At 71.8% G+C, this 26550-nt stretch carries 26 protein-coding genes, 1 tRNA gene and 1 pseudogene; 23 read left to right on the forward strand and 5 right to left on the reverse strand.

Annotated elements, in window-relative coordinates:
* Window positions 1–83 precede the first annotated feature (83 nt).
* A complete protein-coding gene (locus ACTHLI_RS09525; RefSeq protein ID WP_440183070.1) occupies window positions 84–920 on the forward strand; it encodes a UbiA family prenyltransferase in 837 nt (278 codons plus the stop codon).
* A gap of 49 nt (window positions 921–969) precedes the next feature.
* Here ACTHLI_RS09525 and ACTHLI_RS09530 read toward each other — a convergent pair whose 3' ends face one another.
* The gene (locus ACTHLI_RS09530; RefSeq protein WP_440183072.1) at window positions 970–1473 is read right to left on the reverse strand and encodes a helix-turn-helix domain-containing protein; all 504 of its coding nucleotides are present in this window, start codon (window positions 1471–1473) and stop codon (window positions 970–972) included.
* 221 nt (window positions 1474–1694) lie between these two features.
* On the opposite strand from ACTHLI_RS09530, the gene ACTHLI_RS09535 reads away from it, so the two are divergent.
* Together ACTHLI_RS09535 and ACTHLI_RS09540 are read left to right on the forward strand one after the other, a co-directional pair.
* Window positions 1695–1931: a hypothetical protein gene (locus ACTHLI_RS09535; protein WP_440183074.1), complete on the forward strand. Its 237-nt coding sequence runs from the start codon at window positions 1695–1697 to the stop codon at window positions 1929–1931.
* Window positions 1932–2386: 455 nt separating this feature from the next.
* Complete coding sequence (locus tag ACTHLI_RS09540) at window positions 2387–2887, forward strand: HNH endonuclease (RefSeq protein WP_440183077.1); 501 nt, start codon at window positions 2387–2389, stop codon at window positions 2885–2887.
* Between the two features lie 51 nt (window positions 2888–2938).
* Here ACTHLI_RS09540 and ACTHLI_RS09545 read toward each other — a convergent pair whose 3' ends face one another.
* From ACTHLI_RS09545 to ACTHLI_RS09555, 3 genes are all read right to left on the reverse strand, one after another.
* The gene (locus ACTHLI_RS09545; protein WP_440183080.1) at window positions 2939–3568 is read right to left on the reverse strand and encodes a class I SAM-dependent methyltransferase; all 630 of its coding nucleotides are present in this window, start codon (window positions 3566–3568) and stop codon (window positions 2939–2941) included.
* Window positions 3569–3901: 333 nt separating this feature from the next.
* Window positions 3902–3973: transfer RNA gene (locus ACTHLI_RS09550), tRNA-Arg, on the reverse strand.
* 58 nt (window positions 3974–4031) lie between these two features.
* Window positions 4032–4679 carry an NADPH-dependent F420 reductase gene (locus ACTHLI_RS09555; RefSeq protein WP_440183123.1) on the reverse strand — a complete coding sequence of 216 codons (648 nt, stop codon included), beginning with the start codon at window positions 4677–4679 and terminating at the stop codon, window positions 4032–4034.
* 80 nt (window positions 4680–4759) lie between these two features.
* Between ACTHLI_RS09555 and ACTHLI_RS09560 the strand changes: the two genes are divergently transcribed.
* Window positions 4760–5557, forward strand: coding sequence for a transglutaminase-like domain-containing protein (locus tag ACTHLI_RS09560; protein WP_440183082.1), 798 nt, complete (start codon window positions 4760–4762; stop codon window positions 5555–5557).
* A 121-nt stretch (window positions 5558–5678) separates the two neighbouring features.
* On the opposite strand, the gene ACTHLI_RS09565 is transcribed toward ACTHLI_RS09560, so the two are convergent.
* On the reverse strand, window positions 5679–6329 hold the full coding sequence (locus tag ACTHLI_RS09565) for a hypothetical protein (protein ID WP_440183083.1): 651 nt from the start codon (window positions 6327–6329) through the stop codon (window positions 5679–5681).
* Window positions 6330–6461: 132 nt separating this feature from the next.
* On the opposite strand from ACTHLI_RS09565, the gene argS reads away from it, so the two are divergent.
* From argS to ACTHLI_RS09660, 19 genes and pseudogenes are all read left to right on the forward strand, one after another.
* Complete coding sequence (gene argS / locus ACTHLI_RS09570; RefSeq protein WP_440183085.1) at window positions 6462–8135, forward strand: arginine--tRNA ligase; 1674 nt, start codon at window positions 6462–6464, stop codon at window positions 8133–8135.
* Window positions 8132–8962 carry an LmeA family phospholipid-binding protein gene (locus ACTHLI_RS09575; RefSeq protein ID WP_440183086.1) on the forward strand — a complete coding sequence of 277 codons (831 nt, stop codon included), beginning with the start codon at window positions 8132–8134 and terminating at the stop codon, window positions 8960–8962. The genes argS and ACTHLI_RS09575 overlap by 4 nt, the downstream gene beginning before the upstream one ends.
* Window positions 8963–9080: 118 nt before the next feature.
* On the forward strand, window positions 9081–10511 hold the full coding sequence (gene lysA, locus ACTHLI_RS09580; RefSeq protein WP_440183088.1) for a diaminopimelate decarboxylase: 1431 nt from the start codon (window positions 9081–9083) through the stop codon (window positions 10509–10511).
* Complete coding sequence (locus ACTHLI_RS09585) at window positions 10508–11815, forward strand: homoserine dehydrogenase (RefSeq protein WP_440183090.1); 1308 nt, start codon at window positions 10508–10510, stop codon at window positions 11813–11815. Before lysA ends, ACTHLI_RS09585 begins: the two co-directional genes overlap by 4 nt.
* A gap of 22 nt (window positions 11816–11837) precedes the next feature.
* Window positions 11838–12911: a threonine synthase gene (thrC, locus tag ACTHLI_RS09590; protein ID WP_440183124.1), complete on the forward strand. Its 1074-nt coding sequence runs from the start codon at window positions 11838–11840 to the stop codon at window positions 12909–12911.
* Window positions 12908–13858, forward strand: coding sequence for a homoserine kinase (thrB, locus tag ACTHLI_RS09595; protein WP_440183093.1), 951 nt, complete (start codon window positions 12908–12910; stop codon window positions 13856–13858). The genes thrC and thrB overlap by 4 nt, the downstream gene beginning before the upstream one ends.
* A 222-nt stretch (window positions 13859–14080) precedes the next feature.
* A complete protein-coding gene (rho, locus tag ACTHLI_RS09600; protein ID WP_440183126.1) occupies window positions 14081–16084 on the forward strand; it encodes a transcription termination factor Rho in 2004 nt (667 codons plus the stop codon).
* Window positions 16081–17172, forward strand: coding sequence for a peptide chain release factor 1 (gene prfA, locus ACTHLI_RS09605; RefSeq protein WP_440183096.1), 1092 nt, complete (start codon window positions 16081–16083; stop codon window positions 17170–17172). The genes rho and prfA overlap by 4 nt, the downstream gene beginning before the upstream one ends.
* Entirely contained in the window at window positions 17169–18035 is an 867-nt protein-coding gene (prmC, locus tag ACTHLI_RS09610) for a peptide chain release factor N(5)-glutamine methyltransferase (protein WP_440183099.1), read from the forward strand. The genes prfA and prmC overlap by 4 nt, the downstream gene beginning before the upstream one ends.
* Before the next feature lie 49 nt (window positions 18036–18084).
* On the forward strand, window positions 18085–18816 hold the full coding sequence (locus ACTHLI_RS09615) for an L-threonylcarbamoyladenylate synthase (protein ID WP_440183102.1): 732 nt from the start codon (window positions 18085–18087) through the stop codon (window positions 18814–18816).
* Window positions 18813–20039: an MraY family glycosyltransferase gene (locus ACTHLI_RS09620; protein ID WP_440183104.1), complete on the forward strand. Its 1227-nt coding sequence runs from the start codon at window positions 18813–18815 to the stop codon at window positions 20037–20039. Before ACTHLI_RS09615 ends, ACTHLI_RS09620 begins: the two co-directional genes overlap by 4 nt.
* Window positions 20039–20455 carry a hypothetical protein gene (locus ACTHLI_RS09625; protein ID WP_440183107.1) on the forward strand — a complete coding sequence of 139 codons (417 nt, stop codon included), beginning with the start codon at window positions 20039–20041 and terminating at the stop codon, window positions 20453–20455. Before ACTHLI_RS09620 ends, ACTHLI_RS09625 begins: the two co-directional genes overlap by 1 nt.
* A gap of 144 nt (window positions 20456–20599) precedes the next feature.
* Entirely contained in the window at window positions 20600–21388 is a 789-nt protein-coding gene (gene atpB, locus ACTHLI_RS09630; RefSeq protein ID WP_440183110.1) for a F0F1 ATP synthase subunit A, read from the forward strand.
* A 50-nt stretch (window positions 21389–21438) separates the two neighbouring features.
* Window positions 21439–21660 (forward strand): F0F1 ATP synthase subunit C, encoded by a 222-nt coding sequence (atpE, locus tag ACTHLI_RS09635; protein WP_297345383.1) that lies wholly within the window; start codon window positions 21439–21441, stop codon window positions 21658–21660.
* A gap of 35 nt (window positions 21661–21695) precedes the next feature.
* Window positions 21696–22247: a F0F1 ATP synthase subunit B gene (locus ACTHLI_RS09640; RefSeq protein ID WP_440183112.1), complete on the forward strand. Its 552-nt coding sequence runs from the start codon at window positions 21696–21698 to the stop codon at window positions 22245–22247.
* Between the two features lie 25 nt (window positions 22248–22272).
* The gene (locus tag ACTHLI_RS09645) at window positions 22273–23058 is read left to right on the forward strand and encodes a F0F1 ATP synthase subunit delta (protein ID WP_440183114.1); all 786 of its coding nucleotides are present in this window, start codon (window positions 22273–22275) and stop codon (window positions 23056–23058) included.
* Between the two features lie 43 nt (window positions 23059–23101).
* On the forward strand, window positions 23102–24739 hold the full coding sequence (gene atpA / locus ACTHLI_RS09650) for a F0F1 ATP synthase subunit alpha (protein WP_440183116.1): 1638 nt from the start codon (window positions 23102–23104) through the stop codon (window positions 24737–24739).
* Between the two features lie 4 nt (window positions 24740–24743).
* A complete protein-coding gene (locus ACTHLI_RS09655) occupies window positions 24744–25640 on the forward strand; it encodes a F0F1 ATP synthase subunit gamma (protein ID WP_440183118.1) in 897 nt (298 codons plus the stop codon).
* Between the two features lie 17 nt (window positions 25641–25657).
* Window positions 25658–26550: pseudogene (locus ACTHLI_RS09660) on the forward strand (F0F1 ATP synthase subunit beta); the annotation flags it as partial.

The following is a 26550-nucleotide window of genomic DNA, read 5'->3' on the forward strand; positions in this document are numbered from 1 at the left end:
GATGCTCGGGAGTCATGGGGCGACCGTACGTCCCGCGGAGGTGGGGCAGGGCGACTTCGCGGCGAGCGCACCTACGGTTGAGCGTGCGCGCGATCCGGTCCTCGCTGATCGCGCTCGCGCTCTCCAGCCATCCCGTGCCGACGGTCGCCGTGACGGCGATGGCGACGGTGCTCGCGGTGGCGGCGGGAGACCGGGCCACGGTGGTCGTGCTGCTGCTTGCGGCGGTGCTGGCCGGCCAGCTGTCGATCGGGTGGTCCAACGATCTGATCGACGCTGCACGCGACCGGGTCGCGGGCCGTTCGGGCAAGCCGGTCGCTGCTGGCACCATCGGCCGGCGCGCGCTGGTGCCCCCGCTCGTGATCGCGACCGTGGCCGTCGTGCCGCTGTCGCTCGCGCTCGGCTGGCGCGCGGGCGCGGCGCATCTCGTGGGAGTGGCTCTGGGCTGGGCGTACAACCTGGGGCTCAAGGCGACGGTGCTCTCGCCGGTCACCTATGCGATCGCCTTCGGGGCGCTGCCCGCCGTCGCGACCTTGGCGCGCTCCGTCGCGGTCCTGCCGCCCTGGTGGGTGACGGCGGCCGCGGTGCTGGTCGGCATCGGCGCTCACTTCGGCAACGTGCTGCCGGACATCGACGACGACCGTCGCGCGGGGGTGCGCGGCGCCCCGCAGCGAGCGGGTCGCACGGCCTCGGGCCTCGTCGCGGCGGGAACGGTCGTGGCCGCGGCCGCTCTGCTGCTCGCGTTCGATGGCAAGCCCTCCGCCCTCTCCGTCGTGTGCGGGGTGCTGGTCGTCGCGCTCGGGGCGGGCATCGTGCTCGTCGTCCGATCCGGCCGGCGCCTCCGGCTGGCGTTCGTCGCGACGATGCTCGCCGCAGCGCTCTGCGTCGCGATGATCGTGCTGGGCGGTGCGCTCGCCGCGTGAGCGCCGCGGTGCGGTGGCCCGCCGTGGGAGACGGGGGTGCGGAGGACGGCTAGCTCTGCTGCGTTCCGTCCGGTAAGTGCATCGGTTTGGTCAACTTCGTGCGGTGCGACAGCGGGTACGCGCTGTCGAGCCGGGGCTCGAGCACGCGGTTGCGAAGCGGGGAGAGGAAGAAGTATCCGCCGGCCGCGTAGGCGGCGATCACGAGGCCGCCCCAGTACGGGATTGTCAGGTCCAGGAACGCAGCAAGGAGTCCTATGGCCAGGTAGCACCAGAGCCAGCTGTTCGTGATCTGATCGCGGGCGCGCTGTTGCAGGTGCGAACGCAGTCGCATGGCTTCGACTCGGTCGCTGAAGTCCTCTCCATCGATGACGACGAACAGTTCCCGCACCGGCACCTGCAACGCGCTCGAAACTCGTGACAGGGTCTCGAGGCTTGCCTCGTGCCCGGCTTCCACTCGTTGGATCGTGCGGATGCCGACGCCGCTCTCGCCCGCAAGTCGCTCCTGCGTCCAGCCGAGTTGCTGCCGAAGGGAAGCGATCCGAGTGCCGTTCATGCCTCTGATGTTGCTCACTCCGCCCCGGATGCACTACGTCACGGGCCCGCCAGTGCAGGGCGTTCGGCCGTCACGGAGGCGTCAGTGACCCGTCATCCGCGATTCGCCTGCGCCACGAGTCATAAACGGCGCGGGCGCGAGGCGTCATGCGAGCAGGGGAATGCGACTGTGGAACGGGGGCCCTATCGGGGTGCGATCCCGGCGGCTGGGAGAGTTGCCGCATGCCAGACGCTCCACGGCTCATCACGCTGACGCTTGAACTGCGTTACGACACAACGCCGGACGAACAGGCCGTGTTCGACGGCGACGACGAGGCGGCCCAGGCAGAGCTCGACCAGGCCGTGCTGCGGAACGTCCTCGGCCTTCTCGATGAGTCGGGCTTCGGAACCTCTCGATTCCGGCTGGGGACGACCAAAGGTTCGACCGGTAGCTCTTGGATCAATCGGTTCCACTCATAGGCGCAGTCAGAAGCAGGCTGCGAGCCGGTTCGCGCGCAGACTTCTGAGACTCGGCGGCGAGGTGTCGGGGTGTCTACTCCGCGTGCTCTGCTTTCGTGGGCCACGCGTCCTCTTCGGAGAACGCGCTGGCCCAGTAGTAGGGCATCAGTTCGGCGAGGCGTCGGCTCGACCACCCCGACTGGACGGCGTGATTTGCGACGCCTACTTCGACGTCGGGGCCCCAGAGTGCCAGCCGCTCTTGGCAGACGCCGCAGGGCTCGTCACCTCGAAATGCTAGCCGTCGTCTAGCATTCGGAACTCGACGCCCCCGTTGGCCGACGTCTCGCGAGCCGGCGAGCGAGACGGGTGCTGAAGGCGGGGGAGAAGGCAGGGGTTGCGTCCCTCAATGAGGGCGTCGCGGCCGACGCCCTCCCGCCGTACGTTCGGCGAATGCTCCTCGTACCATTGGTCTGCCGGTGATCGCGGCGATTCTGGCGGGGGTGACTGCGGCTCTCGGTCCGAATCTGTGGTGGCTTGTTCCGGGTGCGGCGGCGCTCGCCGTGATCGTGTTCCCGATGCCGCGGCGTGGTCCGAACTCGAGTGCTCGTGATGTGTGGCGCGGGTTCAAGTACGCGCCTCGGGAGGCGGTCTTGTCGCGGGCCGGCGGGCGCTGCGAGGGCGCGGCGTTCATCGCATGGGGGCGATGCGCCTCTCCGGCGGTGCAGGTCGATCACGTCTTCCCGTGGTCGCGAGGTGGCCCGACAGTGGTGTCGAACGGCCAGGCGCTGTGTGCGGGGCACAACCGCTCGAAGGGAGCGATGACGCCCCCGTGGTGGTACGTGCTCAGCCTCGAGCGGCGTCGACGCACGTACTTCCCGCACGGCGTTGACGTGCGTGTCTTCGCGGTCGTGACCGAGGAGGAACGAGCCGCGCGAACGGGCACCGCTGCGCGATCAAAGGCGCGCCCAAGGCGATGACCGCTCCCCAGGTGGGGCGTAGGGCGCATCGCGAGCAGGCGACTCGGACGTTCATCGGCCGGGCCGCCTGGCTGCGATCTCGGCGAAGATGCGGCCGCTCGGCTGTGGATGTTCGTTCTGGCTCGTGACCGCCAGGCCTGCGTTCTCCAGGGTGCTCCTCATGCGGGCGAGTGGCCATGCCCACGCGGTGACGACGCGGTGGTCGAAGGGGTGCAGTTCAGCCCCGCTGAAGAACCCGATGAGGACTGTGCCGCCTGGTCGCAGCGCGGCCGAGATGCGCTGGACGACATCGGGGACCTCGTTCGGTTCGAGGTGGATGAGCGAGAACCAGGCAAGTACTCCGCCGAGCGATTCAGGTTCGAGATCGATGTCGCGAAGATCGCCGAGGCGGAAGGGGATTGCTGGGTAGGACTGCTTGGCGTGCTCGATGAATGCTGGTGTGGCATCGAGCCCCTCGACCTCGAGGCCGCGCGCGTGCAGGAAGGCGGACCAGTGCCCGGGCCCGCACCCCATATCGAGCACGGGGCCGCTCAGCGTGGTGGACCAGTGCGCGATGACGGCACGGTCCCCCTCGGAGGCTTTGTCGGCTGAGCCGAAGAGGTCGATGTAGTCCGGGGCCCAGGATGCGTAAGCGCTCCGAACGGTCATGAGATCGGCCGTGTTCGCCCCACCTGCGCTCATGAGCGCCAGTGGACCAGGAGGCGCCGACAGCGCGTACCTCGCGAGCGGGGACTTGAGGCGCCATCGAGAACGGCCTCAGTCGCGCGGTGCGCGGTGTGGCCGCGCGACGATGTCGACGCCGGGTCGCGACGGTGACTGCGGAGTTGCGGATGCTGGCGCACGCGTCGGCCGCACTGGGCTCGACGAGTGCGCGGAGCAGTTCGGTGCGCGCGGAGTCGTTCCGCGCTGCACTGGACCGAGCGGCCGCTTCCCATTGCGTCTATGGGCGGGAGCCGCGAAATGAAAAAGCCGCCCGCATCAGGTCTTCCCTGATCGCGAGCCGCTTTCCTCGTGCGCCCCCAGCAAGATTCGAACTTGCGCCCCTGCCTCCGGAGGGCAGTGCTCTATCCCCTGAGCTATGGGGGCCAGTGGACGCCCAAGGCTAGCAGCCCGGGCGCCCACGAAGCGCGGTGGAGCGCTCGGCTCAGCCGTTGATGTCGCGCTTCGCCTTCGTCAGGTGCTCGGTGAGGCCGGCCTGGTCGTCCGGCTGCACGTAGCCCGGCTGGTCGCGCTCGATCCGCCAGCTCTCGGAGAGCGGACCGCCGTCGACGGTGTCGAAGCCGAACTCGTCGATCATCGCCTCCACGGTCGCGCGGGCGTCCGCGTCGTCGCCGTACACGGCGAGGGCGCGGCGACCCGGCGTACCGGCGGGCGCACCCACCGTCGTCAGGTCGGAGAACAGGATGTGGTTGAACGCCTTCACGACCTTCGAGCCCGGGAGCCGGTCCTGGAGGAGACCGGCGGTGGTGCTCTCCGCGGCGTCGAGGCTCGCGATCCGGCCGTCGCGCTGCGGGTAGTAGTTGTTCGTGTCGATGACGAGCTTGCCCTCGAGCGGCGCCACCGGGACCTGGTCGATGTTCTTCAGCGGGATCGTCACCACCACGACGTCGCCGGCGGTCGCCGCCTCCTCGGCCGTGGCGGCGGACGCGCCGTCGCCGAGCCGCTCGATCAGGTCGGACAGCGTCTCCGGCCCCCGCGAGTTGCTCAGCACCACCCGGTAGCCGTGCCGGAGCGCGAGCTCCGCGAGATGCGACCCGATGTGTCCTGCGCCGATGAAGCCGATGGTGGAGATGCCTTGCACTGTCATGTGAGGCGACAAGCCGGCGGAGCCCCTCGCTATGCCCGCCCTCGGCGACGTGTCAGGGTTCGTGCATGCGACGCATCGTCTCCGCCGCCATGGACCTCGAGGTCTCCGCCGCCTCCGATCTCGTGCTCGCCGTCGCGATCGCGCCGCTGCCGGGACTCGCGATCGACGAGACCCTCACCGTCGAGCTCGACGGCCGGCCTCTGCCGATGCAGGAGCTCACGGAGACGACCGGCACCCGCCTGCAGCTCCTCCACGCCGAGCCGGGCGCGGTCACGATCCGGTACGACGCACAGGTGGAGGGGAAGGCGGAGCCGGCCGGCGTCGAGGCCCTCGACCTCATCGCCTACCGGCGCCCGAGCCGCTACTGCGAGTCGGACCAGCTGCTGCCCACCGCGCAGGCCGAGTTCACCGGGCTCGAGGGCAAGCCGCTCCTCGACGCCGTGTCCTCCTGGGTCGGCGCGCAGCTCAGCTACCTCCCCGGCTCGAGCAAGCCGACCGACGGCGCGACCGAGACCCTGCTCGCACGGCAGGGCGTGTGCCGGGACTACGCGCATCTGGTCGTCGCGCTCCTCCGGGCGCTCGACGTGCCCGCGCGGCTCGTCGCCGTCTACGCGCCGGGGCTCGACCCGATGGACTTCCACGCCGTCGCGGAGGCGTACGTGGAGGACGCCTGGCACGTGGTCGACGCGACCGCCCTGGCCCCGCGCGGGTCGCTCCTGCGCATCGCGACCGGGCGGGACGCCGCGGACACCGCGTTCCTCACCACGATCGGCGGCTCCGTCGGCCTGACGTCGCTGTCCGTCACGGCCACGGTCGACGCGCTGCCGTCCGACGACGTGACGCGCCTCGTGCGGCTGGGGTGAACCGAGCACGTCGGCAGGCTGGACGCGCTTCGGCAGGCTGAACACGGGCGCCGTGGCCTGCTGAAGCGGATGCAGCCTGCCGAAGTGCTCGGGGAGGCGGGGAGGCCGGGGCCCGCGGGGATCAGCTCGGGGTGGGGGAGGAGGTGGGGGTGCCCGTGGGCGTCGCGGTGGGCTTCGGGCCGTAGCCGAGCGCGTCGAGCGCGGCCGCGACGATCGTCGCGGCGTCGCCCGGCTCGAAGAACTTGTTGGACCGCACGAACAGCCAGGTGCGGCCGCGGAAGACGTCCGCCTGGCCCACGTGGTTCACGACCTGGAAGTACGCCTCGCCGCCGTAGGTCGGCACCGACTGGCTGCGCAGCACCAGGTCGTCCTTGAGCGCCGTCGCGTCCTTCTGCGAGGGCTTCGCGACCGACACCTCCAGCAGATCGCCTGCCGGCGTCATCCAGTCGCAGGTCGTGCCGTTCAGTGCGGCCAGCCGAGCGGAGGGGCTGCCGGTGGGCGGTGTCCAGGGCTCGACCGGCGCGAACGAGGGGTCGAGCCCGCTCGCGACGGTCGCGGGCACGAGCTTCGCGCACGGGATCGACACCGGTGTCGCGTCCGCGGCGACCTGGGTCGGGGGCGGCGTCGTCGGCGTCGGGGCCGGGGTGGCGGTCGCGGCGTGCGACGTCGCGGCCGTGGCCCGGTCGGCCACCGGATTGGAGGTGCATCCGGTGACGGCGGCCAGCGCGATCAGCGCGGCGGCGATCGGAACCGCGCGGCGGCTCGTCGTCATGGGGATCCCTCCCGTCGCTCCATGACCCCCGCCCGGGGGGCAGCCGTACCGTAGCAACGGGGCCGGGCGCGGCCCGTGCGCACCTCCGGCGCGGCGGGAGCGGCGTGTCGACCGCCGGTAGGCTCGACGACCATGACTCCGGCCGAACTGCAAGTCGCTGTAGGGGATCTCGTGCGGTCGGCCGCCGCGCGCCGCGGCGCCGAACTGGCCCTGTCGGACGGGGAGATCGTGCTGGAGCGGCCCCGCTCCCGCGAGCACGGCGACTGGGCGAGCACCGTCGCGATGCGGGTGGCCAAGCGGATCGGGATGGCCCCCAGGGACCTCGCGCAGGAGCTCGCTGTCGACCTGGGCGCGCTGCCCGGCGTCGCAGCCGTGGCCGTCGCCGGACCCGGCTTCATCAACATCACGCTCGAGGCCGCGAGCGCGGGCGCGCTCGCCGCGCGCATCGTCGCCGAAGGGGAGGCGTACGGGCGCGGCACCGCCTTCGCGGGCGTGAAGACCAATCTCGAGTTCGTCTCCGCGAACCCGACCGGGCCCGTGCACCTCGGCGGCGGTCGGTGGGCGGCCGTCGGCGACAGCCTCGCCCGCACCCTCGAGGCGCAGGGTGCGCTCGTCACCCGCGAGTACTACTTCAACGACCACGGCACGCAGATCGACCGGTTCGCGAAGAGCCTCCTCGCGTCCTTCCGTGGGCAGCCGACCCCGGAGGACGGGTACGGCGGCGACTACATCGCCGAGATCGCCGCGCGGGTCGTCGAGCGCGCACCGGATGGCCTCGCGGCGCTGCCGGACGAGCAGGTGCAGGAGGTGTTCCGGGCGATCGGCGTCGACCTCATGTTCGACGAGGTGAAGCGGACGCTCGTCGACTTCCGCGTCCACTTCGACGTGTACTTCCACGAGAACGACCTCTACGAGACCGGCGCGGTCGAGAAGGCGGTGGCGCGCCTGCGGGAGCTCGGGCACATCTACGAGTCGGAGGGCGCAACCTGGCTCCGGACCACCGACTTCGGGGACGACCGGGACCGCGTCGTGATCCGCTCGAACGGGGAGCCCGCCTACATCGCCGGCGACCTGGCGTACTACCTGAACAAGCGCGACCGCGGGTTCGAGCAGTGCCTGATGCTGCTGGGCGCCGACCACCACGGCTACATCGGTCGCCTGATGGCGATGGTCGCGGCGTTCGGCGACACCCCCCACGTGACCCTGCAGGTGCTCATCGGCCAGCTCGTCAACCTCGTGCGGGCCGGGCAGCCGGTCCGGATGTCGAAGCGCGCGGGCACGGTCGTGACCCTCGAGGACCTGGTCGAGGCGGTCGGCGTGGACGCCGCCAGGTACACGCTGGTCCGGAGCTCCGTGGACACGCAGCTCGACGTCGACCTCGACCTGATCTCGCGCCGCACGAACGACAACCCCGTCTACTACGTGCAGTACGCGCACGCCCGCACCCGCTCGGTGGCGCGGAAGGCGGAGGCGGCGGACGTGACCCGCGAGTCCGGCGGCGCGGACGCGTTCGACCCCGCCCTGCTCGCGCACCCCTCCGAGTCGGAGCTGCTCGGCGAGCTCGAGCAGTTCCCGCGCACCGTCGAGCGCGCGGCGACCCTCCGGGAACCGCACCGGGTCGCCAGATACCTCGAGCAGCTCGCGGGCGCCTACCACCGCTGGTACGACAACTGCCGCGTGATCCCGCTCGCCGGGGAGCCCGTCGAGGACGTGCACCGCACGCGGCTCGTCCTGAACGACGCGGTCGCCCAGGTGCTGCGGAACGGCCTGGCGCTGCTGGGCGTGACCGCCCCGGAGCGCATGTGACCGAAGGCCCACGACCGGTGGAGGGCGACTCGCCGGACCCGCCGACGCTGCCGATCCCGGTCGCGACGGTCCCAGGGCGGCGCCGTCGACCCCGGCGCGGGCTGGTCGGCGCGCTGATCGCCCTCGTGGTCCTCGTCGTGCTGGGCGCGATCGCGTTCACGGTGGGCGACGGCGTCTTCCGGGCGAACGCGGAGTCCCAGATCGAGCGGAGCGTGTCCCAGAGCCTGCCGTCCGGCGTCACCGGGCAGGTGCGGGCGACGATCGGCGGCGGTCCGGCGCTGATCCAGTACCTCCGCGGCTCCTTCGACCACGTGACGCTGACCTCGCAGCACCTCGAGGTGGCGGGCGCTCCCGCGAGCGCCACCCTGCACCTGCGCGGGCTGCCGGTGAACGGGGGGAAGGTCGACCGGGCGACGGCGAGGCTCGCGGTGGATCAGGCGGCGTTCGACAAGGTGCCCCAGCTGCGGAACGTCGGCGCCTCCGCGCCGAAGTTCGGGGCGGGCACGGTGTCGACCACGCTCTCCCGCACCTTCCTCGGGATCGCCCTCAAGGTGGCGGTGGTGATGAAGCCGTCGCTGACCGGGCAGACCGTGCACCTGGAGCCGTCCTCGGCGACCATCACCGCCGGTCCCGCCTCGATCCCCGCGACCGCGATCGTGCAGCAGCTGCTGCCGAACGGGGTCTCCGTCTGCGCCGCGAGCTACCTCCCGCGGGGCGTCGAGGTCACGAGCGTCCAGCTGCGCCCGGGCGAGGCGGTGGTCGGGCTGTCGGCGACGGACATCGATCTGAACAGCCTCGGCACCGGTGCGACCGGCAGCTGCGGCTGACGTCCTGCCGCACGGCTTCGGAGGCGGGCCCGCGCTCCCGGTAGGATCCTGGGCGGCTTCAGGGGCCACGCCGGGTCCGCTCGCCTGACCTGGATCGCACGACCCATCAAGGCTGCCCGTGACCAACCCCCTCGTGCCCGCCCGGCTGCTCGGCGCGGGCGACCCGCAGGCGCTGCCCGGCCACGTCTGGCCCGCGAGCGCGCGCCGGAACGGGACCGGTGCCATCGAGATCGCCGGGGTGCTGCTCGCCGACCTCGCAGATCGCCACGGCACCCCGCTGTACGTGCTCGACGAGGGCGAGGCGAAGGGCAGGGCGGCCAGGGCGGTCGCCGCGTTCCGGGGGGCGGCCGAGCCGCTCGGCGCCCGGGCGCACGTCTACTACGCAGGCAAGGCCTTCCTCTCCGCCGACGTCGCGCGCTGGATGCGCGACGCGGGGCTCCGCATCGACGTGGCGACCGGCGGCGAGCTCGCCCCCGCGCTCGCCGCCGGCGTGCCCGCGGCGCGGATCGGGCTGCACGGCAACGACAAGTCCGACGACGAGCTCGCGACCGCGGTCGAGGCCGGCGTCGGCTCGATCGTGCTCGACTCGGCGGAGGAGGTGGACCGCGTCGCCGACGCCGCCCGCCGTGCGGCCGTCGTCCAGGCGGTGCGCCTCCGGGTGAACAGCGGCGTCCACGCCTCCACGCACGAGTACCTCGCGACCGCGCGCGAGGACCAGAAGTTCGGGGTCGCGCTGACCCAGGTGCCCGCGATCGTCGCGGCGATCCGGGCCCGGCCCGAGCTGCGGTTCCTCGGTCTGCACAGCCACATCGGGTCGCAGATCCTCGGCGTCGGCGGCTTCGCCGAGGCCGCGCGCCGGCTCCTCGTCGTGCACCGGGACCTCCTCCGGAGCGGGGAGGTGCCCGAGCTGAACCTCGGCGGCGGATTCGGCATCGCGTACACCGAGGACCAGGAGGCCGTGCCGATCGAGCAGCTCGCCATCGGGATCGTGGGCACCGTCGCCGCGACCTGCGCCGAGCTCGGCATCGCCGTGCCCGATCTCGCGGTCGAGCCGGGCAGGTGGATCGTAGGGCCCGCCGGCGTCACGCTGTACACCGCCGGCACGGTGAAGGACGTCGAGCTCCAGACGCCGGACGGCCCGGCGACGCGGCGCTACGTCTCGGTCGACGGCGGCATGAGCGACAACGCCCGCACCGCCCTCTACGGCGCCGAGTACCAGGTGCGCCTCGCGGACCGGATCTCGGAGGCGGACCCGGTGCTCGTGCGGGTCGTCGGTAGGCACTGCGAATCGGGCGACGTCGTCGTGCAGGCCGACCTGCTGCCGGCCGACGCCGGCCGCGGCGACCTGCTCGCGGTGCCTGCGACGGGTGCGTACCACCACAGCCTCGCCAGCAACTACAACCTCGTCACCCGGCCGCCCGTGGTCGCGGTCGCGGACGGGGCTGAGCGGGTGCTCATCACCCGCGAGACGCTGGCCGACCTCTTCGCCCGCGACGCGGGACTCACGGAACCCATGCCGGCCGTCTCGGCCGCTCAGGAGGCGGAATGACCCCCGGGGTGCAGCCCATCCGCGTCGCGGTGCTCGGCGCCGGCACGGTCGGAGCGGAGGTGGCCCACCAGCTGCTGACGCGCTCCGCCGAGCTCGAGTCCCGGGTCGGCGCGCCGCTCGTGCTCGCGGGCGTCGCCGTGCGCGACCTCACCGCGGTGCGCCATCCGAGCCTGCCGAAGGACCTGCTGACGACGGATGCGGAGAGCCTCGTGCTCGGTGCGCACATCGTCGTGGAGCTGATCGGCGGCACCGAGCGCGCCCGCGACCTCGTGCTGCTCGCCCTCGAGAGCGGGGCCGATGTCGTCACCGGCAACAAGGCGCTCCTCGCGACCCACGGCACCGAGCTCTTCACCGCGGCCGAGCGGGTCGGCGCCCAGCTGAACTACGAGGCGGCGGTCGGCGGGGCGATCCCGATCATCCGCCCGCTGCGCGACAGCCTCGCCGGCGACGACGTGCGCCGGATCCTCGGCATCGTCAACGGCACCACGAACTTCGTGCTCGACCGGATGGACGAGCACGACGACACGTTCGCGGAGGCGCTCGCGGAGGCGACCAGGCGCGGGTACGCGGAGGCGGACCCCTCCGGGGACGTCAGCGGCGCGGACGCGGCGCAGAAGGCCGCGATCCTGGCCGGCCTCGCGTTCCACACCCGCGTCCCGCTCAGCGCCGTGCCGGTGGAGGGCATCGAGGCGGTCACGATCGACCAGATCCGCGCCGCCAGGGAGACGGGCCACGTCGTGAAGCTCCTCGCGATCTGCGAGCGGCTGACCGGCCCGGACGGGGCGGAGGGCGTGAGCGCGCGCGTGCACCCGGCACTCCTGCCGCGCCGCCACCCCCTCGCCGCGGTCCGCGGCGCCAACAACGCGGTCTTCGTCGAGGCGGAGTCCGCCGGCGACCTCATGTTCTACGGGGCGGGCGCCGGTGGCCCGGAGACGGCCTCCGCGGTGCTCGGCGACCTCGTCTCGGCCGCGCGCCGGCACGTGCTGGGCGGTCCGGGCCTCGCCGCCCCGCCCTCCTCCGGCCTGCCGGTGCTCGACCCGGGCGTCGTCACCAGCCGGTTCCAGATCAGCCTGACCGTCCGCGACGAACCGGGCGTGCTCGCCCATCTCGCGACCATCGTGGCGGAGCACGCCGTCTCGATCGAGACGGCCCAGCAGACGAGAGCCGCGGCCGGCGGCACCGCTACCCTGGTGATCGGCACGCACCGGGCACCGGAGTCGGCGCTGTCGGCCGTCGTGACGGCCCTGGGTCGCGCGCCCGAGGTCGAGGCCGTCGCGGGCGTGCTGCGCATCGAAGGCGAGTGAAGTGATGACGGTGAGTGCACGCGTGTCCCATCAGTGGCGAGGCGTGATCCGCGAGTACGCGGATCGCCTCGACGTGTCCGACGCGACGCCCGTCGTGACGCTCGGCGAGGGCGGCACGCCGCTCATCGAGGCGCCCGCGCTGTCCGCGCGCACGGGCGCGAAGGTGTACGTCAAGTTCGAGGGCATGAACCCGACGGGCTCCTTCAAGGACCGCGGCATGACCATGGCGATCTCGAAGGCCGTCGAGCACGGCGCGAAGGCCGTCATCTGCGCCTCCACCGGCAACACCTCCGCCTCCGCGGCCGCCTACGCGACCCACGCCGGCATCACCGCGGCGGTGCTGGTGCCCGAGGGGAAGATCGCGATGGGCAAGCTGTCGCAGGCCATCGCGCACGACGCCCAGCTGCTCCAGGTGCAGGGCAACTTCGACGACTGCCTCGAGCTCGCCCGCGAGCTCGCGGCGCAGTACCCGGTGCACCTCGTCAACTCCGTCAACAACGACCGGATCGAGGGGCAGAAGACGGCCGCCTTCGAGGTGGCCGAGGTGCTCGGGGACGCTCCGGACTTCCACTTCATCCCGGTCGGCAACGCCGGCAACTACACCGCGTACCACCGCGGCTACCGCGAGGACCTCGAGCGCGGCGCGACGACGAAGCTGCCGCGGATGTTCGGCTTCCAGGCCGCAGGATCCGCACCCATCGTGGTGGGGCACGTCGTGAAGGACCCGGAGACGATCGCCTCCGCGATCCGGATCGGCAACCCGGCCTCCTGGCAGCTCGCGATCGCGGCGCGCGAGGACAGCGACGGGTGGTTCGGCGCGATCAGCGACGAGGCGATCCTCGCCGCGCACCGCATCCTCTCCGCCGAGGTCGGCATCTTCGTCGAGCCGGCGAGCGCGATCAGCGTCGCCGGGCTGCTCGAGCGCGCCGACGCGGGCGTCATCCCCGCGGGCGCGACCTGTGTGCTGACCGTCACCGGACACGGCCTGAAGGACCCGCAGTGGGCGCTCAAGGGCCCGGGCGGCGAGGAGGCGAAGCCGGTGAGCGTGCCGGTCGACGCGGCGGCGGTCGCGCAGACCCTGGGTCTCGGAGGGTGACCTCCCGCGTCCCCGCCGGGCGCAGCGTCGTCGTCGAGGTCCCGGCCACCACGGCGAACCTCGGTCCCGGCTTCGACACCCTCGGGCTCGCGCTGAGCGTCTACGACCGGCTGACGGTCACCGCATCGGACGTGCCCGGCGTTCGGGTCGAGGTGCACGGCGTCGGCGCGGGCGAGGTGCCGACCGACGAGACGAACCTCGTCGCGCGGGCGATCCTGCTCGTGTTCGCCGAGGTGGGGGAGGAGCCGCCCGGCCTCGACCTGGTCGCGCGCAACACCATCCCGCACGGCCGCGGTCTCGGCTCCTCGGGCGCCGCGGTGGTGTCCGGCATCGTCGCGGCGAAGGGGCTCCTCGACGGCATCGTCGAGCTCGACGGCGATCGCCTGCTCGCGATCGCGACGGCGATGGAGGGCCACCCCGACAACGTGGCGCCCGCGCTGTTCGGCGGCCTCACGATCGCCTGGACCGGCGAGGACGGCCCGCAGCACAAGCGGCTGCTGCCGCACAGGAGCGTGTCGCCGCTGCTGCTCGTCCCGGAGCAGACCATGTCGACGGCGCTGGCCCGCAGCCTCCAGCCGACGAGCGTCCCGCACGCGGACGCGATCTTCAACGTGTCCAGGTCGACGCTGCTCATCGCGGCGCTCATCCAGTCGCCCGAGCTGCTGAGCACGGCGACGGAGGATCGCCTGCACCAGTCGTACCGGGCGAGCGCGATGCCGGAGACGGACCGCATGATCACCCTGCTGCGCGCCGCGGGCCACGCCGCGGTCGTCTCCGGGGCCGGCCCGTCGATCCTGGTGCTCGCGAGCGACCCCTCCCAGCGGCTCGCCGCGGCCGACCTGGTGATGGCGCACGCGGAGCAGCGATGGACCGCCCTCCTCCCGGCCGTGGATATCAAAGGTGCTACGCTCGAGACTCAGCAGGCATCCGTGCGCGCCCATTCCTGACGGCTCGCGCGGATCGTCTCCCGGCCGAATCTGAGGCCGGAGCGAGCCTCACCCGGAGTGCGACTCCACCGCACCCGGTGAAGACCTGAGGGGCGCGGGAGAGACCCGTCCGTCCCACCCGGGGCCCGAGGACCCCTCCACATCACCGTGACCGACCTCGAATCGCGATCCCGCGCTGCCGGCACCCAGGTGCCGCGCCTTCCCCGCACCCGTCTCACCGCCATGCGCGTCGACGAGCTGCGGCGGCTGGCCGTCTCCCTCGGGGTCGGGAACACCTCCACCATGCGAAAGGGCATTCTCGTGGACGCCATCGAAGAGCAGTACGACAACCCCACCGACACCGACACCGACACGCAGGCGCCCGCGGCGGACGCCGCGCAGGAGCCGCAGCAGCCCGAGGCCGTGACGGCCTCGGAGGCCGAGGTCGACGAGGCGGAAGGCGGCGCCGCCGAGCCCGCCGCCGATGAGCCGGCCGCTGAGGCCGAGCAGCCCTCCGAGCCCGAATCGGGCGTCACGCAGGTCGAGCCGGTCGAGCCGCAGACGGAGCAGCCCGCGCAGGCCGAGGCCGAGCAGCCCGCCGAGCAGCCGGCCTCCGCCGTGCGCGTCGACGAGGCCGAGGGCGGCGCCGAGATCAGCGACGAGCGGGCCGAGCAGAGCGGGACGGCGGAGCCCAAGTCGGCCGCGACCCACGTCAACGCGGGCCTCACCGGCATCGCCGAGGACCTGCAGGCGCTCCAGCGCGGCGAGCAGCCCGAGAACGGCGCCGCCGAGCAGCCCGCCGAGGGCGAGCGCACCGGTGGGCGTCGCGGTCGTGGCCGCGGTCGCGGTCGCGGCGGTCAGAACCAGAACGCCCAGCAGAACGGCGAGCAGGGTCAGAAGGCCGCCGCCGAGCAGAGCCAGGGCGAGGAGCAGGCGAAGGTCGAGGCGCCGGCCACGCCGGAGCAGGACCAGTCGCAGGGCACCCAGAACCAGCAGAACGGTCAGCAGAACGGCCAGCAGCAGGACGGCGAGGGCCGGCGCGGCCGGTACCGCGACCGCAAGCGCCGCGGCCAGGGCAACGACTGGGACGAGCCGGAGATCCGGGACGACGACGTCCTCATCCCCATCGCGGGCATCCTCGACGTGCTCGACAACTACGCCTTCGTCCGCACCTCCGGTTACCTGTCGGGTGCGAACGACGTCTACGTCTCCCTCGGCCAGGTGAAGAAGTACCACCTGCGCCGCGGCGACGCGGTCGTCGGTGCGATCCGCCAGATCCCCGAGAACGAGCAGCCGAGCCGCCAGAAGTACAACGCGCTCGTCAAGGTCGACTCGATCAACGGCCTGCCGGTCGCGGAGGCCGAGGGCCGCGTCGAGTTCGAGAAGCTCACGCCGCTGTACCCAGCCGAGCGCCTCCGGCTCGAGACCGAGCCGAACAAGCTCACCGCGAGGGTGATCGACCTCGTCGCCCCGATCGGCAAGGGCCAGCGCGGCCTCGTCATCGCGCCGCCGCGGTCCGGGACGACCCTGCTGCTGCAGGCCGTCGCGAACGCGATCACGAAGAACAACCCCGAGGTGCACCTGATGGTGGTGCTCGTCGACGAGCGTCCCGAGGACGTCACGGAGATGCAGCGCACGGTCAAGGGCGAGGTCATCGCGTCGACCTTCGACCGCCCCGCCGAGGACCAGACCACGGTCGCCGACCTGGCCGTCGAGCGCGCGAAGCGCCTCGTCGAGCTCGGCTACGACGTCGTGATCCTCCTCGACTCGATCACGCGACTCGGGCGCGCCCACCACCAGACCGGCCACCAGTCCGGGCGCCAGCTCGCCGGCGGCCTCGACGCGGCGGCGCTGCTGCCCGCGAAGCAGTTCTTCGGCGCGGCGCGCAACATCGAGAACGGCGGCTCGCTGACGATCCTCGCCGCGGCGCACGTCGAGACCGGCTCCCCGGTCGACGAGGCGATCCTCGCCGAGTTCGTCGGCGCGGCGAACGCGGAGATCGTGCTGTCCGGCGCGCTCGCCGACAAGCGCATCTTCCCGGCGATCGACATCACCCGCTCCGGCACCCGGCGCGAGGAGATGCTGATGGGTCCGGACGAGGTCAAGGTCACCTGGCAGCTGCGGCGCGCGATCGCGAACCACACGCCGCAGGAGGCGCTGGACGTCGTCACGAGCAAGCTGCGCGAGACGCAGACGAACGTCGAGTTCCTCGTCCAGATGCAGAAGTCGCTCCCGAGCGCGAAGTGAGCGCGGAGACCGACGAGTTCGCGTCGGTCGCCCCGCTCGTCGCGGAGCACGCGGACCTCGAGGCTCAGCTCGCCGACCCCGAGCTGCACGCCGACGCGGGCCGCGCGCGCCGGGTGGGGCGCCGGTACGCGGAGCTCGGGCAGATCGTCGGCGCCTGGGACACCTACCGGCAGTACCGGGACGACCTCGCGGCCGCGCGGGAGCTCGCGGCCGAGGACCCCGCGTTCGCCGCGGAGATCCCGGACCTCGAGCTGGCCGAGCAGGCGGCGTCCGAGCGGCTGCGGAGCCTCCTGATCCCGCGCGACCCGGACGACGGGCGCGACGCGATCCTCGAGATCAAGGCGGGGGAGGGCGGCGAGGAGTCGGCGCTCTTCGCCGCCGACCTGCTGCGCATGTACCTGCACTACGCGGAGTCGAAGGGCTGGCGCACCGAGCTCCTCGAGCGGACGGAGAGCGACCTCGGCGGCTACAAGGACGTCCAGGTCGCGGTGAAGGGCTCCTCGAACGACCCCGCGGAGGGCGTGTGGGCGCACCTCAAGTACGAGGGCGGCGTGCACCGCGTGCAGCGGGTGCCGAAGACGGAGGCGCAGGGGCGCATCCACACCTCCGCGGTCGGCGTGCTCGTCTTCCCGGAGGTGGACGAGCCCGAGGAGGTCGTGATCGACCCGAACGACCTGAAGATCGACGTGTTCCGCTCCTCCGGGCCAGGGGGCCAGAGCGTGAACACGACCGACTCGGCGGTGCGCATCACGCACCTCCCGACCGGGATCGTCGTCTCGATGCAGAACGAGAAGAGCCAGCTGCAGAACCGCGAGGCGGGGCTGCGGGTGCTGCGTGCGCGCCTGCTGGCCGCGCAGCAGGAGGCGGCGGAGGCGGAGGCGTCCGCCGCGCGACGGAGCCAGGTGCGCACCGTTGACCGCTCCGAGCGCATCCGCACCTACAACTACCCGGAGAACCGGATCAGCGACCACCGCACCGGGTACAAGGCGTACAACCTCGACCAGGTGCTCGACGGCGCGCTCGAGCCGGTGATCCGCTCGCTCACGGAGGCGGACGAGGCGGCGCGGCTGCAGGCCCTCGCCGAGTGACCACCGAGCCGGGAGCGCCGCGGCGGGCCGACGAGGCGCTGCGGGCCGCGGTCGGGCACCTCGCGCTCGCCGGGGTGCCGGACCCGCGCGTCGACGCGGAGCTGCTGCTCGCGCACGTGCTCGGCGTGGGCCGCGGGCGGGCGCAGGCGCTCGCGCTGATGGGGTCGACGCTGCCGCAGGCCCTCGCCGAGCGCTACCGGGCCCTGGTCCTCCGGCGCGGAACGAGGGAGCCCCTGCAGCACCTCACCGGGGTCGCGCCATTCCGGCGCACCGAGCTGCTCGTCGGCCCCGGCGTGTTCGTGCCGCGGCCGGAGACGGAGGTGCTCGTCGAGCACGCCCTCCTCGGCCTGCCGGAGGGCGGCCGGGTCGTCGACCTCGGCACGGGCAGCGGCGCGATCGCGCTCTCGATCGCCCTCGAGCGCCCCGACGCGCAGGTGCTCGGCGTCGAACGGAGCCCTGAGGCGTTCGCCTGGGCGGAGCGGAACCGGGAGCACCTCGACGCCGGGAACGCGCGGATCGAGCTCGGCGACCTCGCGGACGCGGCGCCCGAGTGGGAGGGGAGCGTCGACGTGGTCGTCTCGAACCCGCCGTACGTCCCGGACGGCATGATCCCGCGGGACCCGGAGGTCGAGCGCTTCGATCCGCCCGCGGCCCTCTACGGCGGCGTCGACGGCCTCGACCCGATGCGCGCGCTCGCCCGCACCGCGGCGCACCTCCTGAAACCCGGCGGGCTGCTCGCCGTCGAGCACGGCGAGCTCCAGGGCGAGCCGGTGCGCGCCCTCCTCGGCGACGTCTGGCGCGACGCGACGACCCACCCGGATCTCACCGGCCGCGACCGCGTCACGACGGCCCGTCTGCGCTGATCCCGCGTGGGTGCGGGATCCCCCCGAGCGCGCGGCTACCATCGGAGGCATGGCGACGGTCGTCGATTGCGCCGATCCGGTCAGCCTGCTGCCGGGGATGCGCGAAGCCCGCGCCGCGATCGCTCGCGGCGATCTCGTCGTCATGCCCACCGACACGGTGTACGGCATCGCGGCCGACGCGTTCCAGCCGGCTGCGGTGCAGGCGCTGCTCGACGCGAAGGGCCGGGGGAGGAGCGCACCACCGCCCGTGCTCGTGCCGAACCGGTCCACGCTCGACGCGCTGGCCGAGTCGGTGCCCGAAGCCGTCGCGAAGCTCGCCGACGCGTTCTGGCCCGGTGGCCTGACCATCGTGCTGCCGGCGAGGACGACGCTCTCCTGGGACCTCGGCGACACGGGCGGCACCGTCGCGCTCCGGATGCCGGACGACCGCATCGCGCTCGAGCTCCTGGCCGAGACCGGGCCGCTCGCGGTGAGCTCCGCGAACCGCACGGGGCAGCCGGCAGCGCAGACGGCGCAGGAGGCGCTCGAGCAGCTCGGCGAGTCGATCGAGGTGTACCTCGACGCGGGCGCGACGGTCGGACCGCTGCCGTCGACGATCGTCGACGCGACCGCGCTCGTCGACGCCTCCGGTCCGCTCCGGGTGCTCCGGGAGGGCGTGATCCTGCGGGAAGCGCTCGAGGCCGTCGTGCCCGAGGCGTTCGCCGTGCCGGAGCGCGAGCAGGAGCAGGAGCCCGAGCAGGAGGAGCCGGAGGACGCGGCGGAGCCGGAGCCGAGCGAGTGATCGTCACGCTGCTCGTCGCCCTGTCCGGCGCCGTGGTGAGCTTCCTGATGTCGATCGTGATGTGGCGGGTCGGCATCCGGTACCGGCTGTACCCGGAGATCCGCGACCGCGACGTGCACACCCGCCCGACCCCGCGGCTCGGCGGCATCGCGATGTACACGGGGCTGCTCACGGCGCTGCTCATCGCGTCCCAGATCCCGTACTTCCGGGTGGTGTTCTACGAGGGCAACCAGCGGCAGATCATCGCGATCCTGATCGCGGCGACCCTGATCGTCGTGATGGGCGTGCTCGACGACTTCTTCGACCTCGACTGGACGACGAAGCTGATCGGTCAGGTCATCGCCGCGGGGCTGCTCGCCTGGCTCGGCGGCCTGCAGATCACGCAGCTGCCGATCGGCGGCGTCACGATCACCTCGACCTGGTCCGCGCTCGCGCTCACCCTCGTCGGCGTGGTCGTCGTGATGAACATGATGAACTTCATCGACGGGCTCGACGGGCTCGTCGCCGGGGTCGCCATCATCGCGAACGGCGCGTTCTTCCTCTACAGCTACATGGTGCTGCAGCTGTCGAGCCCGTCCAGCTACTTCAGCCTCGCGACCCTCGTCTCGGCGACGATGGTCGGCGTCTGCGCCGGCTTCCTGCCCCTCAACTGGCATCCGGCGCGGATGTTCATGGGCGACGCCGGCAGCCTCCTCGTGGGGCTCATGTTCGCGGTCGCTTCGATCAGCATCGTCTCCTCCGTCGACCCGACGACCGTGTTCGGCAACGGGGTGCAGTTCCAGCGCGCCCAGTTCGCGACCGCGTTCCTGCCGCTGCTGCTCCCCGTGGCGATCATGATCGTGCCGGTCCTCGACTTCGGCCTCGCGGTCGTACGGCGTATCGCGGCGGGCAAGAGCCCGTTCAGCGCCGACCGCAAGCACCTCCACCACCGCCTGCTCGACATGGGGCACAGCCGGCTGCACGCGACGCTGATCTTCTACGCGTGGACGGCCGTGATCTCGGTCGGCTCGCTCCTGTTCTTCGTGGCCGACCAGATCGTCGCGTGGAGCTTCATCGGGGGCGGGCTGCTCGTCTGCGCCATCGCGACCCTCGCGCCCCTGTCGCACCGGAAGCGGCGCGAGTACGAGGTGCAGGCGAAGCCGCTCGCGACCACGACCAGGGAGATCGCGGTGCTCGACCCGCTCGACCGCGCCGCCACGAACCCCAAGGAACGCTCCGCCTGATGTTCGACACGCTCGCCACCGTCATGCGCAGGGCCCTCGTGCTCGGTGCGACCATCGGCTTCGCCGTCGGGCTCGTCACCGGCCTCGTCGGTCTCGTCATCGCCGGCTGGCCCGGCCTCGCGTCGGGGCTCGTGGGCGCCGTCCTCACGATCCTGTTCCTCGGCGTCACGGCGCTCGGGCTGCTCGTGTCCGGCCGGGTGACCCGGCGGGGCGGCACCGCCGCCTACGCCGTGCTCATGCTCGCGTGGTTCGCCAAGCTGGTGCTGTTCGTGATCGTGATGCTCGTCCTCCGCACCCAGCCGTGGGTCGTCCCCGGCGTGCTGCTCGTCAGCATCGTCGGCACCGTGATCGCGTCGCTCGTGATCGACGCGGTCGTCGTCGGGCGGGCGAGGATCCCGGTGAGCGACCGGGTCTGATCCGCGCCGGGGCGCCGATCGCGGGTTCTCCGGCTGCCCCGACCTGTTGATAGGGTGGTCGAACGCCCGCCAGTTCACCGCGTGCGCCATGCGCGCAGATGTACGGAGAGAGCGCTGTTCCAGCACATCTTCACCACGTTGCCTATGTCAGCCGACGGCAGCGGCTTCGTCGCGCCCACGATCGATCAGTTCTTCCCTGACGCCGTGCTCTTCGCGGGCACCCCGTTCGCGATGAACCGGATCATGATCGCGCGGATGCTCGCCGTCCTCGTCCTCGTGCTCTGGCTCTGGCTGGGCACCAGGAGGATGAAGGTCGTCCCCGGCCGCTTCCAGGTCTCGGTCGAGGCGCTGCTCGGCTTCGTCCGCAACAACATCGCGATCGAGACGCTCGGCGAGAAGGACGGCAAGCGCTTCCTGCCGGTCATCATGACGATGTTCTTCCTCGTCTTCGCGACGAACATCACGGGCGCGATCCCGCCGATGCTCATCCAGGGGACGTCGCTCATCGGCCTCCCGCTGGTGCTGTCGATCCTCGCCTGGGTGCTGTTCATCTACGCCGGCTTCCGGAAGCTCGGGTGGAAGTACTGGAAGAACGCCCTGTTCCTGCCCGGCGTCCCGTGGCCGCTGTACATCCTCCTGACGCCGCTCGAGATCCTCTCCACGTTCATCGTCCGGCCGGTCACGCTGACCCTCCGGCTCCTGATGAACATGGTCTCGGGCCACCTGCTGCTCGCGCTCGTGTACGCGGCCTCCTCGTTCTTCCTCTTCACCCTGCTGCCGCAAGGCAACTTCCTCGGCCTGATCGGCGTCGGCACCGTCGCGTTCGGCCTGGTCTACCTGGCGTTCGAGATCTTCGTCGCCGCGCTGCAGGCCTACGTCTTCGCCTTCCTCACCGCGATCTACATCCAGCTCGCGACCGCGGAAGAGCACTGACCGCCCGCCCCGCTCCGCGGGCATCACATCCCCACGAAAGGAAACCCTGAATGCACATCGTCGGCTATCTCGCCGCGCTCGGCTTCGGCATCGCCGCGATCGGCTCCGGTATCGGCGTCGGCATCATCGTCGGCAAGACGATCGAGTCGGTCGCCCGTCAGCCCGAGCTGCAGGGCCGCCTCACCTCGCTGATGTTCCTCGGCATCGCACTGACCGAGGCCCTCTGCTTCATCGCGATCGCGATCGGCTTCATCCCGTTCCCGTCCCCGTAAGGCATCCGGCGATCGAGGCCGAAGGAGCCTGAACTATGCACACCACAGTCGTCGAAGCGGCATCGGGGCACAGCCTGCTGGTGCCGGAGCTCCCGGATCTGTTCTGGGGCACCGTCGGCTTCATCGTCGTCCTGCTGGTCTTCATCTTCGTGGCGCTGCCGCGGCTGAACGCGCTGCTGGACGCGCGCAGCAAGGCCATCGAAGGTCGGATCGACGAGGCGAAGCACGCTCGCGAGGAGGCCGAACGCCTGCTCGAGCAGTACCAGCAGCAGCTGGCCGAGGCGCGCGCCGAGGCCGGTCGCATCCGGGAGCAGGCCAGGGAGGATGCGAAGCGCATCCGCGCGGAGCTCGTCGAGCAGGCGCAGGGTGAGGCGGCGCGGATCGTCGCACAGGCCCGCACCCAGATCGAGGCGGAGCGCGACAACGCGGTCCAGTCGCTGCGTGCCGAGGTCGGGTCGCTCGCGCTCGACCTGGCGTCGGCGGTCGTGACCCAGCACCTCGCGACCGACGCGAACGCGACCGCGTTCGTCGACCGCTTCCTCGCCGACCTCGAGCTCGAGCACGCGTCCGACGGCACCGCCAAGTGAGCGCCTTCCGCATGGGCGGCCGCTGATGGGCGCCGCGACCCGGGCCTCGACGAAGGCCGGTCTCGACGCACTCGCCGCGGTGCAGCGACCGCAGGCCGACCTCGGTGCGCAGCTGCTCTCCGCAGCGCGCGCGCTGGGTTCGTCGCACCAGCTGGTCGGGGTCCTCGCGGACCCCGGCATCCCTGCCGCGCAGCGTGCCGGGGTCGCCGACAAGGCGTTCGCGTCGCTCGGCGCGCAGGCGCGCAGCATCCTCGGGGTGCTCGCCGGCGGTCGCTGGTCGAGGCAGCAGGACCTGGTCGGCGCCGTCGAGGAGGTCGGCCTCCGGGCGATCGCCGCTCCGGCGTCCGCGGACGGGCTCGAGTCCGAGCTGTTCTCGGTGGTCCGCACCATCCAGTCGGACGGGCGGCTCGAGCTCGCGCTCGGGGCGAGCTCCGCGCCGCTCGCGGCGCGGATCGCACTGGTCGACACCCTGCTCGTGGACGCGAAGCCGGCCACCCGCGAGGTGGTGCGGCACGTGGTGCAGCTGCCCCGCGGGCGCAAGCCGGTCGAGGCGCTGCAGCACGCGCAGTCGGTCGTGGCCGCCGCCAGGGACAGCCTGGTCGCGGTCGTGCAGGTCGCTTCGCCGCTCAGCGCAGCGCAGGCGGCCGCGCTGGCCGCCAGGCTCGAGTCGGGCTACGGGCGTAAAATCTCCGTCAACCAGGTGATCGACCCCGGCCTGCTCGGCGGGGTCCGGATCACGATCGGCGACGACGTGATCGACGGAACGGTGCGCGCCCGCCTCGACGACCTCCGCCTGCGGCTCGCGGGCTGACGACCCCCTCTCTTCCTCCCTCTCGACACCAAGGACATCGACGATGACCGACCTCTCCATCAGCCCAGACGCGATCCGCGCCGCGCTCGCGGACTTCGCGGCCGCGTACGACCCCGGCAAGGCCTCCGCCACGGAGGTCGGCACCGTCATCGACGCCGCAGACGGCATCGCGCACGTCGAGGGCCTGCCGAACGTCATGGCCAACGAGCTCGTGGAGTTCGGCGACGGGACCAAGGGCCTCGCGCTGAACCTCGACGAGGACGACATCGGCGTGATCGTGCTCGGCGAGTTCACCGGGATCGAGGAGGGCCAGGAGGTCCGCCGCACCGGCGAGGTGCTCTCCGTCCCCGTCGGTGACGGCTTCCTCGGCCGCGTCGTCGACCCGCTGGGCGAGCCGATCGACGGCCGCGGCCCGATCGAGACCACGGAGCGCCGCGCGCTCGAGCTCCAGGCCCCCGGCGTGATGCAGCGCAAGAGCGTGCACGAGCCGATGCAGACCGGCATCAAGGCGATCGACGCGATGATCCCGATCGGTCGCGGCCAGCGCCAGCTGATCATCGGCGACCGCCAGACCGGCAAGACCGCCATCGCGATCGACACGATCATCAACCAGCGGGCCAACTGGGAGTCCGGCGACCCGACCAAGCAGGTGCGCTGCATCTACGTCGCGATCGGGCAGAAGGGCTCCACGATCGCCTCCGTGCGCGGCGCCCTCGAGGACGCCGGAGCGATGGAGTACACGACGATCGTCGCGGCTCCCGCCTCCGACCCCGCCGGCTTCAAGTACCTGGCGCCGTACACCGGCTCGGCCATCGGCCAGCACTGGATGTACGACGGCAAGCACGTCCTGATCATCTTCGACGACCTGTCGAAGCAGGCGGCCGCGTACCGCGCGGTGTCGCTCCTCCTGCGCCGTCCGCCGGGGCGCGAGGCCTACCCGGGCGACGTGTTCTACCTGCACTCCCGCCTGCTGGAGCGCTGCGCGAAGCTGTCCGACGAGCTCGGCGCGGGTTCGATGACGGGCCTCCCGATCATCGAGACGCAGGCGAACGACGTGTCGGCCTACATCCCGACCAACGTGATCTCGATCACCGACGGCCAGATCTTCCTGCAGTCGGACCTGTTCAACGCCAACCAGCGTCCCGCGGTCGACGTGGGCATCTCGGTGTCCCGCGTGGGCGGTGACGCGCAGGTGAAGAGCATCAAGAAGGTGTCCGGCACGCTGAAGCTCGAGCTCGCGCAGTACCGCTCGCTCGAGGCGTTCGCGATGTTCGCCTCCGACCTCGACGCCGCGAGCCGCAGGCAGCTGGCGCGCGGCGCCCGGCTGACCGAGCTCCTCCGGCAGCCGCAGTACGACCCGTACCCGGTCGAGAACCAGGTCGTGTCGATCTGGGCCGGCACGAACGGCAAGTTCGACGAGGTCGCCGTGGAGGACGTGCTCCGGTTCGAGAGCGAGCTGCTCGACTACCTGAAGCACAACACCTCCATCCTCGACACCCTCCGCGAGACGAACGTGCTCGACGACGACACCGTCGCCGCGCTCGACGAGTCGGTCGACGCCTTCAAGAAGCAGTTCACGACGGGCGAGGGCAAGCCGCTCGCGTCGGTCGGCAAGGAGTCGTTCGAGGCCGCGGATCGCGAGGACGTCGAGCAGGCGAAGATCACCCGGAACAAGAGGTAGGCGCATGCCGGCCAAGGTCCGCGCCTACCGCGCCCGCATCCGGAGCGCGCAGACGACGAAGAAGATCACGCGGGCGATGGAGCTCATCTCCGCCTCGCGGATCGCGAAGGCGCAGCAGCGCGTCGCGGCGAGCCTGCCGTACGCGCGCGCGGTGACCCGTGCGGTGTCGGCCGTGGCGACGTACTCGAACGTCGAGCACGTGCTCACCACCGAGGCGGAGAACCCCAAGCGCGCCGCGATCGTCGTCTTCACGTCCGACCGCGGGCTCGCCGGCGCCTTCAACTCCAACGTCCTCCGCAAGAGCGAGGAGCTCGCCGAGCTCCTGCGCAGCGAGGGCAAGGAGGTCGTCTCCTACCTCGTCGGGCGCAAGGCGGTCGGGTACTACCGGTTCCGCCGCCGCGAGTACGTCAAGGAGTGGGTCGGCGGCACGGACAGCCCCGACGCCGAGACCGCGCACGAGATCGCCGAGGCGGTCGTCGACGCGTTCACGACCGACACGGACGCGGGTGGGGTCGACGAGATCCACATCGTCTACAACCGCTTCGTCTCGATGCTCACGCAGACGCCGGAGATGCTGCGCCTGCTTCCGCTCGAGGTCGTCGAGGGCGTGGAGGAGCCGGAGAACCGGCAGAACCTGCCCCTGTACGAGTTCGAGCCCGACTCCGCCGAGGTGCTCGACGCGCTCCTGCCCGTCTACATCGAGTCGCGGATCTACTCCGCGATGCTCGAGAGCGCCGCGAGCAAGCACGCGGCCACGCAGCGCGCGATGAAGGCCGCGAGCGACAACGCGGACGGCCTGATCCGCGAATACACCAGACTCGCGAACAACGCGAGGCAGCAGGAGATCACGCAGCAGATCTCCGAGATCGTCGGCGGCGCGGACGCGCTGTCGCACAGCTGAGGAAGGACCCACACGTCATGACGCTCACCGCCCCAGAGGCCGAGAAGACGACGGAGCCCGGCGTGGGCCGCGTCGCCCGCGTCACCGGTCCCGTCGTCGACATCGAGTTCCCGCACGACTCGATCCCCGAGGTCTACAACGCCCTCAAGACCACCATCACGATCGGCGACGAGGCCACCGAGATCACCCTCGAGGTCGCCCAGCACCTCGGCGACGACCTGGTGCGCGCGATCGCGCTGAAGCCGACCGACGGCATGGTCCGCGGCCAGGAGGTCAGGGACACCGGCGCCGCGATCTCGGTCCCGGTCGGTGATGTCACCAAGGGTCACGTCTTCAACGTCATCGGCGAGGTGCTGAACCTGGAGCCGGGCGAGCAGCTCGAGATCACCGAGCGCTGGCCCATCCACCGCAAGGCGCCGAACTTCGACCAGCTCGAGTCGAAGACGCAGCTGTTCGAGACGGGCATCAAGGTCATCGACCTGCTGACGCCCTACGTGCAGGGCGGCAAGATCGGCCTGTTCGGCGGTGCCGGTGTCGGCAAGACCGTCCTCATCCAGGAGATGATCTACCGCGTCGCGGCCAACCACGGCGGTGTGTCGGTGTTCGCGGGCGTCGGCGAGCGCACCCGCGAGGGCAACGACCTCATCGGCGAGATGGAGGAGGCGGGCGTCTTCGACAAGACGGCCCTCGTCTTCGGCCAGATGGACGAGCCGCCCGGGACGCGTCTGCGCGTCGCGCTCTCGGCGCTGACGATGGCGGAGTACTTCCGCGACGTCCAGAACCAGGACGTGCTGCTCTTCATCGACAACATCTTCCGGTTCACGCAGGCCGGCTCCGAGGTGTCGACGCTGCTCGGCCGCATGCCGTCCGCGGTGGGCTACCAGCCGAACCTCGCCGACGAGATGGGCGT

It is taken from the genome of Amnibacterium sp. (assembly GCF_051956055.1).
Lineage (GTDB): Bacteria > Actinomycetota > Actinomycetes > Actinomycetales > Microbacteriaceae > Amnibacterium.